The sequence below is a fragment of the Streptomyces sp. NBC_01537 genome, assembly GCF_045040445.1.
Lineage (GTDB): Bacteria > Actinomycetota > Actinomycetes > Streptomycetales > Streptomycetaceae > Actinacidiphila.
In genome coordinates, this window is record NZ_CP109392.1 from 8,835,079 (window position 1) to 8,848,315 (window position 13,237).

10 protein-coding genes are annotated in these 13,237 nt (G+C 73.8%); 4 read left to right on the plus strand and 6 right to left on the minus strand.

Going from position 1 to position 13,237, the window contains the following annotated elements:
- Positions 1 to 19 precede the first annotated feature (19 nt).
- The 5 genes from OG607_RS40590 to OG607_RS40610 form a co-directional block, all read right to left on the minus strand.
- On the minus strand, positions 20 to 892 hold the full coding sequence (locus tag OG607_RS40590) for a biotin-dependent carboxyltransferase family protein (RefSeq protein WP_405734604.1): 873 nt from the start codon (positions 890 to 892) through the stop codon (positions 20 to 22).
- The gene (gene pxpB / locus OG607_RS40595; protein ID WP_405734606.1) at positions 889 to 1,509 is read right to left on the minus strand and encodes a 5-oxoprolinase subunit PxpB; all 621 of its coding nucleotides are present in this window, start codon (positions 1,507 to 1,509) and stop codon (positions 889 to 891) included. The genes OG607_RS40590 and pxpB overlap by 4 nt, the downstream gene beginning before the upstream one ends.
- Complete coding sequence (locus OG607_RS40600) at positions 1,506 to 2,276, minus strand: LamB/YcsF family protein (RefSeq protein WP_405734608.1); 771 nt, start codon at positions 2,274 to 2,276, stop codon at positions 1,506 to 1,508. Before OG607_RS40600 ends, pxpB begins: the two co-directional genes overlap by 4 nt.
- A 252-nt stretch (positions 2,277 to 2,528) precedes the next feature.
- Positions 2,529 to 3,326: a putative hydro-lyase gene (locus tag OG607_RS40605; protein WP_405734610.1), complete on the minus strand. Its 798-nt coding sequence runs from the start codon at positions 3,324 to 3,326 to the stop codon at positions 2,529 to 2,531.
- Positions 3,327 to 3,361: 35 nt separating this feature from the next.
- Positions 3,362 to 4,651: an MFS transporter gene (locus OG607_RS40610; RefSeq protein WP_405734612.1), complete on the minus strand. Its 1,290-nt coding sequence runs from the start codon at positions 4,649 to 4,651 to the stop codon at positions 3,362 to 3,364.
- A gap of 164 nt (positions 4,652 to 4,815) precedes the next feature.
- On the opposite strand from OG607_RS40610, the gene OG607_RS40615 reads away from it, so the two are divergent.
- From OG607_RS40615 to OG607_RS40630, 4 genes are all read left to right on the plus strand, one after another.
- Positions 4,816 to 5,511 (plus strand): GntR family transcriptional regulator, encoded by a 696-nt coding sequence (locus OG607_RS40615; RefSeq protein ID WP_405734614.1) that lies wholly within the window; start codon positions 4,816 to 4,818, stop codon positions 5,509 to 5,511.
- A gap of 65 nt (positions 5,512 to 5,576) precedes the next feature.
- Positions 5,577 to 7,088: a hypothetical protein gene (locus tag OG607_RS40620; protein ID WP_405734615.1), complete on the plus strand. Its 1,512-nt coding sequence runs from the start codon at positions 5,577 to 5,579 to the stop codon at positions 7,086 to 7,088.
- A 92-nt stretch (positions 7,089 to 7,180) separates the two neighbouring features.
- Positions 7,181 to 8,071, plus strand: a complete 891-nt coding sequence (locus OG607_RS40625) for a hypothetical protein (protein WP_405734617.1) — start codon at positions 7,181 to 7,183, stop codon at positions 8,069 to 8,071.
- A gap of 43 nt (positions 8,072 to 8,114) precedes the next feature.
- A complete protein-coding gene (locus tag OG607_RS40630) occupies positions 8,115 to 12,680 on the plus strand; it encodes a hypothetical protein (protein ID WP_405734619.1) in 4,566 nt (1,521 codons plus the stop codon).
- A 20-nt stretch (positions 12,681 to 12,700) separates the two neighbouring features.
- Here the strand turns inward: OG607_RS40630 and OG607_RS40635 are convergent, their stop codons facing one another.
- Positions 12,701 to 13,195, minus strand: coding sequence for a hypothetical protein (locus OG607_RS40635; protein ID WP_405734621.1), 495 nt, complete (start codon positions 13,193 to 13,195; stop codon positions 12,701 to 12,703).
- Positions 13,196 to 13,237: the final 42 nt, after the last annotated feature.

Genomic DNA, 13,237 nt, shown 5'->3' on the forward strand with positions numbered 1-13,237 from the left:
CCCACCGGACCCGCGCGCCCTACCGCCGCACCGGCACCGGCACGAACCGCACCGGAGTCCCCGGCACCGCCTGCGCCGCCCCCGCCAGGTCCCGTCCCCGTACGACGCCGACCACCGGATACCCGCCGGTCGTCGGATGGTCGGCCAGGAACACCACCGGCCGCCCGTCCGGCGGCACCTGGACAGCGCCCAGGACCATTCCTTCGCTGGGCAGTTCGTCATGCCGCGCCCGCTCCAGCGCCGGCCCCTCCGTGCGCAGGCCGATGCGGTTGCTGGCGGACGCCACGCGGTAGGCGCCGACGGCCAGCATGCGCAGGGCGGCCTTGGTGAACCAGTCGTCGCGCGGCCCGAGCAGCACGTGCAGCACCAGCTCGTCCGCCGGTCCCGGAGCTGGAGCCACATCGACCCGCCCGGGCGCCCCGGAAGCCTCCCCCAGCGGCAGCACCGCCCCGTCGGCCAGCGGCGCCGGGCCCAGTCCGGACAGCAGGTCGGTCGACCGGCTGCCCAGCACCGGGTCCACGGCCACGCCCCCGCTGAACGCGACATAGGCGCGCACCCCGCGCACAGCGGGCCCCACCTCCACCACCGCACCGGCGGGTACCGTCACCGGCGCACCCCAGGCCGTGGGCCGCCCGCCGACGGTCACCGCGCAGGGAGCCCCGGTCACCGCCACGGTCACCGCGCAACGGGTGCGTACCGCACAGCCGTTCAGCGTGGTCTCCAGAACGGCGGCCTCGATGCCGTTGCCCACCAGCCGGTTCGCCAGCGCGCTCGCCGGCCGGTCCAGCGCCCCGGAGCCCGGTACCCCCACATGCGCGTGCCCGGGCCGCCCGAGATCCTGCACGGTCGTCAGGGCGCCCGCCCGTACGACCACCAGCGCACGGTCCGTCACAGCGCACCGTCCGCCACGAACCGCACCGGCGTCCCCGGCGCGAGCAGTGCCGCGGGCTCCCTGGCCGGGTCCCACAGCACGGCGTCGGTCGTCCCGATCAGCTGCCAGCCGCCGGGCGAGGAGCGCGGGTAGATCCCGGTGTAAGCCCCCGCCAGTCCGACCGAGCCCGCCGGGACGGCGGTCCTCGGCGTGGCCATTCGCGGCACGGCGTACCGCTCGGGCAGGCCCGTCAGATAGCCGAAGCCGGGCGCGAAGCCGCAGAAGGCGACCCTGAACCGCGCCTGCGAGTGGATCCGGGCGACCTCCCCGGTCGTCACGCCCCACATCGAGGCCACCTCGGCCAGATCCGGCCCGTCGTAACGTACGGGGATCTCGACCGTCTCGCGCATGGCGGGCGGCATCGGTGGAATGTCCCACTGCGCAAGCAGCGTGGCGAAGCGGCGCGGTTCCGTCAGCCCGCGCAGCAGCACGGTCCGCGCGGCCGGCACGATCTCCGTAACCCCCGTCAGCGTCCCCTCGGAACGCCGCCGCAGCAGCTCGGCGTGCAGCGCCCCCGCTTCCTCCCCCGAGGCGCACTCGACCAGCAGCGCGTCCTCACCGACCGGCAGCGGCCTCACGCGAAGGCCTCCACCCGTACGCCCGCCGCCTCCAGACCCGACCGCACCCGGCGGGCGAGCCCGGCGGCGCCGGCGGTGTCGCCGTGCAGGCACAGCGACCTGGCCCGTATGGCGATCCGCTGTCCGCAGTGCGAGACCACCTGCCCGGACCTGGCGATGCCGACCGACCGCTCGACCACGGCATCCGGGTCGGTGACCACCGAGCCCTCCTCGCGCCGGGACACCAGCGTCCCGGCGGCGGTGTAGGCGCGGTCGGCGAACGCCTCCGCCACCACCGGCAGCCCGGCCTTCCCCGCGGCCTCGTGCAGCCGCGAGCCCGGCAGCCCGAGGACGGGCAGGTTCTCTCCGGCCAGCAGCACCCCCTCGACCACGGCGGCGGCCTGCTCCTCGTCGTGCACGGCGCGGTTGTACAGCGCGCCGTGCGGCTTCACATACGTCACGCGCGCACCTGCCGCCCGGGCGAAGACCTCCAGCGCCCCGATCTGGTACGCGACCTCCGCGGCCAGCTCGTCCGGCGGCACGTCCATCGACCGCCGCCCGAAACCGGCCAGATCCCGGTACGAGACCTGGGCCCCGATCGCCACACCGCGCTCTGCCGCGAGTGCGCAGACCCGGCGCATCGTCGCGGCATCCCCGGCGTGGAAGCCACAGGCGACATTCGCGCTGGTCACGACCGAGAGCAGCGCCTCGTCGTCGGTCAGCCGCCAGCGGCCGAAGCCTTCGCCGAGATCGGCGTTGAGGTCGATGAGCGGCTCGGGCTCGGACATGCGGTGGAGCTCCTTCTTCTTTTCTTGGAGGCGAGTTCGCCTCCGCTTCGCTCAGCCACTGTCGACAGCGACCTTTTCTTTGAGGCGAGTTCGCCTCCGCTTCGCTCAGCCACTGTCGACAGTCGACGTGCTCGGTCGCTCGTACCTCGCTCCCTGCGCGCGTCTCCTTTTCGACAGCGGCCGCTCGGCTTTGGCTCACCCGCCTGCGTCGGCCGCAGATCCCGGGTGGCCGTCGGCCCAATGGTGAGGGAATCAGCCTGCCACGCGGTACTCCTCGTCACGTACGTCGGTGACCAGCATCTGGCCAGGCGCGTGCGTGATCGCGAACGGCGGCCGCGAGGTCATCACGGCGGCCTGCAAGGTGACCCCACAGGCCCAGAACATGGGCACGTCACCGGGTTCGGGGTTCACGGGGTCGCCGAAGTCCGGGCGGGCGAGGGAGCGGATGCCCAGGGCCGCGGGGTCGCCGGTGTGGATGGGGCTGCCATGGACGTCCGGCATGGTTCCGCTGACCCGGCGGGCGGTGGCGACCAGGGTGTCGGGGACGGGGCGCATGGAGACGACGAGCGGCCCGCTGAGGCGCCCGGCGGGGCGGCACTGACGATTCGTCACGTACATCGCGACGTTGCGGCCCTGCTCGGCGTGGCGCAGCGGGACGCCGGCGTGCGCAAGGGCGGATTCGAAGGTGAAGCTGCACCCGATCAGGAGGGAGACCAGGTCGTCCCGCCAGTGGGCGGTCGCGTCCGTGGGCTCGTCGACGAGTTCGCCGTTCTCCCAGACGCGGTAGCGCGGGATGTCGGTGCGCAGGTCGGCGCCGGGTGCCAGGGGCGTGGTCCAGGAGCCGGGGCGGGTTACGTCGAGCACGGGGCAGGGCTTGGGGTTGCGGCGGCAGAAGAGCAGTACCTCCTCGGCCCAGTCGACGGGCACGGAGATGAGGTTGGCCTGGGTGTAGCCCGGTGCCCACCCGGCGGTGGGGGTCGACAGGCCCGCGCGGAAGCGCTCGCGTGCCTGGCCGGGGCTCGTGGTCGCGGGCCGGTCGCTGACGGTCATGGTGTCCTTCCCTGTGCGTTGAACGTGCGAGGCGGTCAGACCAGTTCGCGGCCGCGGGTCTCCGGCAGCCCGAGCAGGGCGATGAGGGCGATCCCGTAGCCGATGGCGCCGAACACCAGGGCCCCGCCCACGCCCCAGCTCCCGGCCATGAAGCCGACCAGGGCGGGGAAGAAGGCGCCGACACCGCGGCCCAGGTTGTAGGTGAAGCCCTGTCCGGTGCCGCGCACGGCGGTCGGGTAGAGCTCGCTGAGGAAGGAGCCGAAGCCGCTGAAGATGGCCGACATGCAGAAGCCGAGCGGGAAACTCAGCGCCAGCAGAATGCCGTTCGCCCCGGAGGGCAGGTGGGTGAAGGCGAGGACGCAGGCGGCGGACAGGACCGCGAACAGGGCGATGGTCCGCTTCCGGCCCAGCCGGTCGGTGAGGAACCCGCCGGTCAGATAGCCGCAGAACGCGCCCGAGATGAGGACGGTCAGATAGCCGCCGGTGCCGACCACCGTCAGCCCGCGCTCGGTCTTGAGATAGGCCGGGACCCAGGTGGCGAGGGTGTAGTAGCCGCCCTGCACACCGGTGGCCAGCAGCGCGGCGAAGAAGGTGGTCTTGGCGAGCCCGGGCTTGAAGATCTCGGAGAACGAGGCAAGGGGATTCCTGCGGGGGCCGGTGAGCCGCTTGGCGGCGGCATCGGGCGCGTCCTGGACGTTCTTGCGTACGTACAGCACGAGCAGCGCGGGCAGTGCGCCGGTCCAGAACATCACGCGCCAGGCCGTGCCGGGGTCGAGCAGCTCGAAGACCGTGGTGTTGACGACCACCGCGAGGGCCCAGCCGACCGCCCAGGAGCTCTGGACGAAAGCCAGCGTGCGCCCGCGGTGTTTGGCGGAGGCGTACTCGGCGACCAGGATCGCGCCCACCGCCCATTCGCCGCCGAAGCCCAGCCCCTGGAGACCGCGCAGGACCAGGAGCGACTCGTACGTGGGCGCGAAGCCGCACAGGACGGTGAAGAAGGCGTAGGTGGCGACCGTGATCATCAGCGCCTTGACGCGGCCGATGCGGTCGGCGAGCACGCCGGCGACGGCGCCGCCCACAGCGGAGACGACCAGGGTGACGGTGGCCAGCAGGCCGGTCTGGCCGGTGTTGAGCCCGAAGTACGCCGCGATGGCGACCATGCTCAGCGGCAGCGTGAAGAAATCGTACGAATCCAGGGCATAGCCGCCGAACGCGCCGGCGAAGGCGCGGCGGCCGCGCGGGCCGAGCGTGCGGAACCAGTCGAAGGGGCCGGGGTCTTCGTCGATGCCGTCGGCCGGGGATGTGGTGACGGGAGTCGTGCTCATGGGCACCTCGCAAGCGGTGGAGGGTGCGGCTCAGAGGACGGTGGAGAAGCGGTGCGAGCATCAAGGTAGGGGATTGTTGAACGATCCGGCAATACCCATGTTGTTTCGTTCTCGTTTCTGCGATTGAATTCCGGACAACAGGCAGCGGCGCGAAGAAGGAAGCAGTGGGCGACAACGAGGACGTGCTCGACAGGCTCCGGGAAGCCAGCTCGCGGCAGGAGCGCACCAGCGTCGCGGAGTGGACCGCGCGCGTCCTGCGCGACGGCATCACCGAAGGACTCTTCCCGCCCGGCGAACGGCTTCCCGAGGATGCCCTCGGCGGGGCCCTGAAGGTCTCCCGCAACACCCTGCGCGAGGCGTTCCGGCTGCTCACCCACGAGCGGCTGGTCGTCCACGAGCTCAACCGGGGCGTCTTCGTACGCGTCCTGGAGACCGAGGATCTCCAGGACATCTACCGGGTCCGCCGGCTCATCGAAGGCGCCGCCCTGCGCTCCCTCGGGCAGCCGCCCTACTCTCTGGAAGCCCTGGAACAGGCGGTCGACGACGGCCGCAAGGCGGCCCAGGAAGGGCGCTGGCGCGATGTCGGCACCGCCAACATCGGCTTCCACAAGGCGATCGTGGCGCTGGCCGGCAGCCCGCGCACCGATGAGCTGATGCGTGGCATATTGGCCGAACTCCGACTGGTGTTCCACGTGATGGCCGATCCGCGCGCCTTCCACGAGCCCTACGTCGACCGCAACCAGCAGATCCTGCGCACCCTCCAGGAGGGCGACGCGCCCGGTGCCGCACGTCTGCTGGCCGCCTACCTGGACGACTCGGAGCGCCAGCTCGTCCAGCGCTACGCGGGCCGGAACGGCTGACCCGGCTGACCTGTCCAAACGTGCCGTTTGGGTCGTTGTCAGTGCGACCGCATAACCTGTGCGTCGTGACCGTTACCGTCCCCCACCAGCACGGCAGCGCTGCCCGCCCCGCCCCCGGCCCGGCCGCCGACGAGGGCCTGGCCCGCCGCCTCAAGGCTCTGGCCTGCACCGCGCCGCTGCACGACCTCGACGCGCGCAAGGCCAACCTCGCGGGCGAGTACGGGGTGTACGCGATGGCCGAGGTCGCCCTCGCCGCCATCGACCTGGTCACGCTCAACATGGACTTCGACACCGGCGCCGACCACGACCAGATAGTCCACCGCCTCCTCCCGCGCGTCGCCGCACAGGCCCCGCGCCGCGACCCCGCCGAGCACGAGCGCGTCGCCCGCTGGGTCCTGGAGAACCTGATCAACGTCGGCAGCGTCGACCGCGGCTTCCGCGCCGTCTACGGCACCTTCGGCCCCGACGGCGCCTACGTCCGGCGCGACTACGACTTCAAGCTCATCGAGGAGGTGGCCGGCCCCGGCGGCAGCATCTACCTGCGCACCACCGACGAAGCCGTCAACGTCCTCGTCGGAGCCCTCGACACCGACGTCACCAGCGCCCAGATCGCCGCCGAGGTCAAGCTCGAGGTCCTGGTCGCCCGCGGCCGCCTCGCCGACGCCCAGCTCGCCGCCGAACAGGCCCGCTACCGCACCGTCCAGTACGCCGGGAGCCTGCGCCGCGCCCTGGAGGCCACCCGGCGCAACGTCCGGGCCGTCGACTGGCTGCGTACGGTCCCCGACATGATCGACGAGGCCCTCGACCATGTCGCCGACCGCTACCGCCACGAGAACGCGATCCTCACCAACATCCGCAAGGCCCGGGACGAAGCCGAGGAGCCCGACAACAAGCGCCGCGCGGCCGAGCTCGTCGACATCGTCAAGGACTGCATCCGCCGCCACACCCAGCTCCAGTCCCGCCTCCTCGAAGCCGGCCCCCTCTTCCGCGCCGAACAGGACCGCCAGTCCTTCGCCGCGCCCCCGGCCAGGTCCGGCCTCGACCTCTACGGCCACCTCGTCGCCCCCGTCCTCCCGCTCCCCGTCGAGCACGCCACCCGCGTCACCGACGCCTTCTTCGCCCGCGGCACCGGCCTGCGCACCCCTGTCTCCGTCCGCCTCGCCGACCTCGTCGACGGCCTCCTCACCCCTCCCGTCGAGCGCGAACACCTCGGCGTCGAAATGCCCGAACCCGACCTCGTCGCCACCCCGGACGACAGCCGCTTCAGCGACGAACAGCTCGACTCCGCCCTCGCACTGCTCGACCTCCCGCACGACGCCCCACGCCGGCTCTCCGGACTGCTGGCGGAAGCGCGGCGGACGGACCCCGAACTGCCATATCTGGTTGCCCTGCTGGCTGTGCACGCGGCGAGCCCGCCCGTCGGCACGGCCTACCGGCAGGGCGAGCAGCGGCTGCTGTTCGCCGTGGACGACGGGACGCAGCTGGACGACATCGAGTTCGGCGGAGCGGACCTGATCGTGGGGACGGCGCGACTGGACGCGGTGGGCATGGCCGCCGACCGTGCGGAGGCGTCGTGATGTCAGCCCGTCCGTCTTCAGCCCGTCCGGCGTTTGAGGACCGGGGTCCGGGGCGGAGCCCCGGTTTCGACACGTACCGAGGAGACAAGGCAGTGACCGACCACCGCGAAGCGGAAGCCGCCCCGGCGCTGCCGGACACAGCTTCCGCCTCCGCCAGCGGCAGCGTCACCGCGGCCGACGCCGCGGACGCAGCCCGCCTCGTCTCCTTCGGCCTGCAGCCCAAGCTCCTCCCCGCCCGTGACGCGGAATACGCCGAGCTCATCCGCCGCCACCGCGAGGACCCCCCGTTCGCCCGACTCGCCGACGCCGTCGCCGCAGGCCTCGGCCTCGTCGTCCTGGAGGTCTCGCCCCGCGCCGGCATGGCCGTGGCCGCGGCCGAGGACTCCGTCTTCGCGGTCCGCATGGGCGACTACTCACGCCGCGCGGCCTCCGACGCCGGCGACCGCTTCCTGCACGGCCTCGCACACCTCGCCACCGCCGCCATGGCCTTCCCCCGCCCGGAGGACCTCGCCGACGACGGCTACATCGGCCGGATCACGGTCAACGGCGTCGACGCCTTCGTGCGGCAGGCCTGCCGCCGTCTGGAGGAGACAGCCGACGCCCAGGGCGAGAACACCGACCCGGCCAGCGACGCGCCCGGCCTTGAGGCCGCCTGGCGGGTGTACGTACGCCGCAGCGCGACCGGCGCGACCAAGGACGCCCGCCGCCTCGCGGGGTCGACGACGGGCATCGTCGGCAAGGCGGTCGCGTTCCTCGTGGACTCCGGCTTCCTGCAGCGCACCGGCGACGAGGCCGGAGGCACGTACCGGACCACCGCCCGCTACCAGCTGCAGGTACGCGACATGGCGGGCAACGCGGCCATGGCCGAGCTGCTGGAACTCGGCGTGGTCCCGGTCACCGACGGGTCCGCGACCCTCCTGCCACCGGACGACGCGGAGGCGATCGACCTCGCCGCCGACGCGGGCCTGCCTTTCCACTCCTAGAACTCCCACAGAACGCCCAGACCGAATCACGAGAGCCGCCGCCATGTACGAGCTGTCCCGGGTCCGCCTCTACTCCATCGGGCCTGCCGGTGCGCGCTATGCCGACACCGTCCTGGACCTGCGCGGAGTCGGCGAGCCGGTGCCGCAACCCGCACCTGCGCAGGCCGAGTTCTTCGAGGACGAGCCGACCGGGCCGCCGCGCCGCCCGGCCCCGGCAGGGGTGCTCTTCCTGGAGAACGGCGGCGGCAAGTCCGTCCTGCTCAAGCTGATTTTCTCGGTCATGCTGCCGGGTCACCGCAACACGCTCGGCGGCGCGAGTTCCGGCGTGCTGCGCAAGTTCCTGCTGGCCGACGACTGCGGGCATGTCGCCCTGGAGTGGCAGCACACGGTCACCGGCGAGCTGGTCGTCGTCGGCAAGGTCAGCGAGTGGCGGGGTCGCCAGGTCTCCTCCGACCCGCGCAAGTTCGCCGAGGCCTGGTACTCCTTCCGCCCGGGGCCGGGTCTGAGCCTGGACTCCCTCCCGGTCGCCGAGTCCAGCGCGGTGCGGCCGCCCGTCGAAGGCGCCTCCGGCGCGTGCGGCCGCCGCCGCACGATGAAGGGGTTCCGGGACGCGATCACCGATGCCGGGAAGTTCTACACCCACCTCGACGTGGTGTGGGAGGAGATCCACGACCGCTGGAACGAGCACCTCGGCGAGCTGGGCCTGGACCCCGAACTGTTCCGCTACCAGCGGGAGATGAACGCCGACGAGGGCGAGGCCGCCGGCCTCTTCGCGGTCAAGAAGGACTCCGACTTCACCGACCTGCTCCTGCGCGCGGTCACCGACACCCGGGACACCGACGGCCTCGCCGACCTCGTGCACGGCTTCGCCGGAAAGCTCGGCCGCCGCTCCGAGCTCACCGCCGAACGCGACTTCACCGCCGGCTCGCTCGAGCTCCTCCAGCGCATCGTGGACACCGCCGCCGCCCGCGAGCAGGCGCGCGGCGTGCACACCCAGTCCGAACGCCGCACTCGCGCACTGGCCCGCAGACTGTCCGCCCGGGTCAAGGAGGAGCGCGGCCGCGCCACCGAGCTCGCCCAGAGCATGGCGACCGCCGCCCACGCCGTCACCGACGCCGAGCAGGCCCAGGGCCGCAGCGCGCTGGTCGCCGCCGAACTCGCCTACCGCCACGCGTCCCTAGCCCTGGCCGCCGCCGACAAGGGCGCCGCCGGGCTCAAGCGCGAGCTGGGCGACGCCCGCACCCTGCACTCCGCCTGGCAGGCCGCCGAGACCGTGCTGCGCCACCGCGCCGCCGCCGACCGCCTCGCCCGCGTCACCACCGCCATCCGCGACGCCGAGCGCGACGCCGCCCCGGCGCTGGCCGCCCGCACGAAGGCGGCCGGCGACCTCGTACGTGCCCTGCACGCCGCCGCCGACGACGCGGACGCGCAGGCCGACGCCGAGGAGGAGCGCTCGGCCGGGCTCCAGGAGCAGTCCGAGGCCGCCCACCGCGACGCGACCGCCGCCGCGACCGGCGCGCAGCGCGCCCGCAGCGAGGCCGGCCACCTCGGCCAGCGCCTGGCGGAGGTCGAGCAGGAGACCGCGGAGGCCGTACGGGCCGGCTGGCTCGACGACACCGCCCCCGACGCCGACCCGGCCCGCGCCGCCCTCGAAGCCTCCGACGCCGAGCGGGCCGCCACGGCCGCCGCCGAGACCGCCCGCGAGGCCGCCCGCCGCGCCGCCGACACCGCCCGCGAGGCCGCCGACGAGGACTCCCGGGCCCAGCTCGCCGCCGCCCGCGCGGCCGACGCCCTCGCCGCCGCCGAGTCCGCCCACTCGGCCGAGTCCCGGGTCGCCGAGGCGCTCGCGGCCGAGCCCCGGCTCGCCGAGCTGCTGAGCCTCCCCGCGACCGGCCCCCTCGAACTCGACGCCGCCGCCGATCCGTTGCGTGAGCTGCTGGACGCGGCCGTCGCCTCCGCCGAGCGGCAGCTGTTCGAGCTGCGTACGTCCGCCGCCGACGACGCCCGCATCCTCGGCGCCCTCGGCGACGGCGGGCTGCTCCCGCCCGGCCCCGACGTGCTGGCCACCGTCGAGTACCTCGGCGAGCACGGCATCCCCGCCCTGCCCGGCTGGCGCTACCTCGCCCAGGCCGTGCCCCCCGCCGACCACGCCGCCGTGCTGGCCGCCCGCCCCGAACTGGTCGACGGCGTCGTGGTCACCGACCCGGGCACCCACGCCCGCGCCCGCGAAGTGCTCGCCCAGGCCGCGCTGCTGCCCCGCTCCACCGTGGCGGTGGGCACGGCGGCGGCGCTGCTGGCCCCGCCGCCGGCGACCGACGCCGAGCGGGAAGTCTTCCTCGTACCGCCGAACCCGGCCATGCACGACGAGCAGGCGGCCGACGGCGAACGCCAGGCCCTGCGAACCCGCGCCACCGCCCGCGAGGAGGAGATCCGCACCCTCGCCGCCCGGCTCACCCACGACCGCACCCTGGCCGCCCGCCTGGCCTCGTGGCGTACCGGCTGCCCGCCGGGCAGGCTCACCGAGCTGGCCGAAGCCGTGGACGCCGCCCGGGAGACCGCCCGCACCGCGCGCGAGGAGCTCACCACCGCCCGCGCGGCCCGCGCGGAGGCGGAGGAGACATCGGCGGAGGCCGCGAAGGTCCGCGACGCCCGCCAGGAGAGCGCCCAGCAGGCCCGCCGTGCGGCCGACGCCCTCGCGGGCCTGGCCTTCCGGCTGCGGGAGCGCGCCAACTGGCAGCGCCGCACGCGCGAGCTGGCCGAGGACGCCGCGGAGGCCGAGACCCGCGCCGAGATGTGCCTGGCAATGGCCCGGGCCGCGGACGAGGACCGCCGCGCCGCGCAGCGCGGCGCCGACGACGCCAGGCGCACCGCGCGCGTGCTGCGCGCCGAGCGCTCCGAGATCGCCGGGGCGCCGGACGAGGCTGCCGGCCACGAGAACGGCGCGCCCTCGGCCGAATCGCTGCCCGCCCTGCGCGAGGCCTACCGGGCCGCCTCCCAGGTCTACGAGAAGGTGGGCGTCGGCGCCGACCTGCGCGCCGAACAGGCCCGCGCCGAGAGCTCCGAGAACTCGGCGCTGGCCGAACTGGAGCGCCTCAGCAACAAGGTCCGTACCCGCGCCGCCCAGCTCCTCCAGGGCCCGGACGGCGCCGACGGCCCGTCCCGGCAGGCCGCCGCCGCACGGGCCGAACAGCTCGTGCAGACCATCGAGTCCCGCGCCTCAACCGCCAGCGAGCAACTGGGCCGCCTGCGCGGCGAGTCCGAGCGCCACGCGCCCGCCAACGGCGAGACACACACCGACCTGCCCGAGGACCTGGTCCCGCGCGACGCCGAACACGCCCAGGAGCTGCTGCGCGGCGCCAACACCGAACTCGCCACGCGCACCGACGCATTGGAGCTGGCCCGCACCGAGCACGCGACCCTGGTCCGCGCCCACCGCTCCTCCGAGGACGCCGCCGGCGGTTTCGACGAACTGGCCGCCCTCCTGCGCGACCTGCTCCGCGACGGCGCACAGCACAGCGCGCAGGACGACGAGCAGGAACCGGAGCCGTACTCCGGCTCCTTGGAGGAAGCCCGCACCGCTGCCGCCGAGGCCCGCCGGGGCCTGCGCGGCTGCGCCGCCGATCTCTCCGCCGCCGAGGCGCAGCTGCGCGAGGCCTCCGACATTCTCGTACGCCACGCCAACGCGGCCCGCTACGAGCAGGTGAAGACCCCGGCGCGGCAGCAGATCCGCGAACTGCCCGCCGCCGCACTGCCCGAGCACGCCGCCGCCTGGTCGGCGGCCTTCGCGCCGCGCCTGCGCGTGCTGACCGATGAGCTGGAGCAGCTGGAGCGCAACCGCGACAGCATCGTCGACCGGCTGCGCGGCCTGGTCGAGTCCTCGCTCACCACCCTGCGCTCCGCGCAGCGGCTGTCCCGGCTGCCGGAGGGCCTGGGGGAGTGGTCGGGGCAGGAGTTCCTGCGGATCCGCTTCGAGGACCCGGACCATGCCACCCTCACCGAACGTCTCGGCGAGGTGATCGACGAGGCGACCCGCGCCGCCGTCCGCAAGAACTCCGACCTGCGCCGCGACGGCATGTCACTGCTCCTGGCGGGCGTTTCGGCCGCCTTGCAGCCCAAGGGCATCGCGGTCGAGATCCTCAAGCCGGACGCCGTGCTGCGCGCCGAGCGCGTCCCCGTCGGGCAGATGGGCGATGTGTTCTCCGGCGGCCAGCTGCTCACCGCCGCTATCGCGCTCTACTGCACGATGGCCGCCCTGCGCAGCAACGACCGGGGCCGCGACCGGCACCGCCACGCGGGCACGCTCTTCCTGGACAATCCCATCGGCCGGGCCAACGCCACGTATCTGCTGGAGCTGCAGCGTGCGGTGGCCGACGCGCTGGGCGTCCAGCTGATCTACACGACCGGCCTGTTCGACACCACCGCACTGGCCGAATTCCCGCTGGTCGTACGGCTGCGCAATGACGCGGACCTGCGCGCGGGCCTGAAGTACATCAGCGTCGAGGAGCACCTGCGGCCGGGCCTGCCGGTCCAGGACCCGGAGAGCGAACCGGTGCACGGCGAGATCACCGCCACCCGGATGTTCAAGCGCCCGGCCGAACAACCCGCTTAGGGCTGGGTGTTGTGCGGGGCTCAGGCCCCGGAGAGCTGACCGTCCGGCCGGGACCGGTCGGGCCGGGACTGTGCGGGCCGGGGCTGTGCGGGGCGCCCCGCACGGCCGGCCTGGCGCTTGGCGCGCCGCCGCTCGCGGCGCAGGGCGCGCGCCGCGCTGCTGGGGCTGGAGACAACCCCGTTGCGCTGGTTCCACACCTGCCGGGTGATCCAGACATCCAGCACGGCCCAGGTGGCGACCACGGTGCTGATCACGGTGAACAGCATCGCGGGGGCCGACAGCCACGAGTCGCCCACCGCCGCCAGCGCGGCCACCATCGCCCCGATCAGCGTGATCGATGCTATGAGTACTGCCCGGACGGCCGCATTCCGCACCGGATCGGGCATCCGGGGCCTGCCGACCGGTTCCTGGATCCACAGTCCGTGACTTCGGCGTGCTGCCCGAATGTCGCGATCCAGCGCATCCTCGACAGGATCGCCGGGTTCGGGTGTGGACAGACGCGGTTCGGTGTCCATGAATACTGCTCCCTGCGCCATACCGATTTCGTACGATGCCGG

Excerpts from the sequence above, each read along its gene's own strand:
- OG607_RS40600 (WP_405734608.1), bottom strand. The coding sequence starts at position 2,276 with ATGTCCGAGCCCGAGCCGCTCATCGACCTCAACGCCGATCTCGGCGAA.
- OG607_RS40605 (WP_405734610.1), bottom strand. The coding sequence starts at position 3,326 with ATGACCGTCAGCGACCGGCCCGCGACCACGAGCCCCGGCCAGGCACGC.
- OG607_RS40610 (WP_405734612.1), bottom strand. The coding sequence starts at position 4,651 with ATGAGCACGACTCCCGTCACCACATCCCCGGCCGACGGCATCGACGAA.
- OG607_RS40630 (WP_405734619.1), top strand. The coding sequence starts at position 8,115 with ATGTACGAGCTGTCCCGGGTCCGCCTCTACTCCATCGGGCCTGCCGGT.
- OG607_RS40635 (WP_405734621.1), bottom strand. The coding sequence starts at position 13,195 with ATGGACACCGAACCGCGTCTGTCCACACCCGAACCCGGCGATCCTGTC.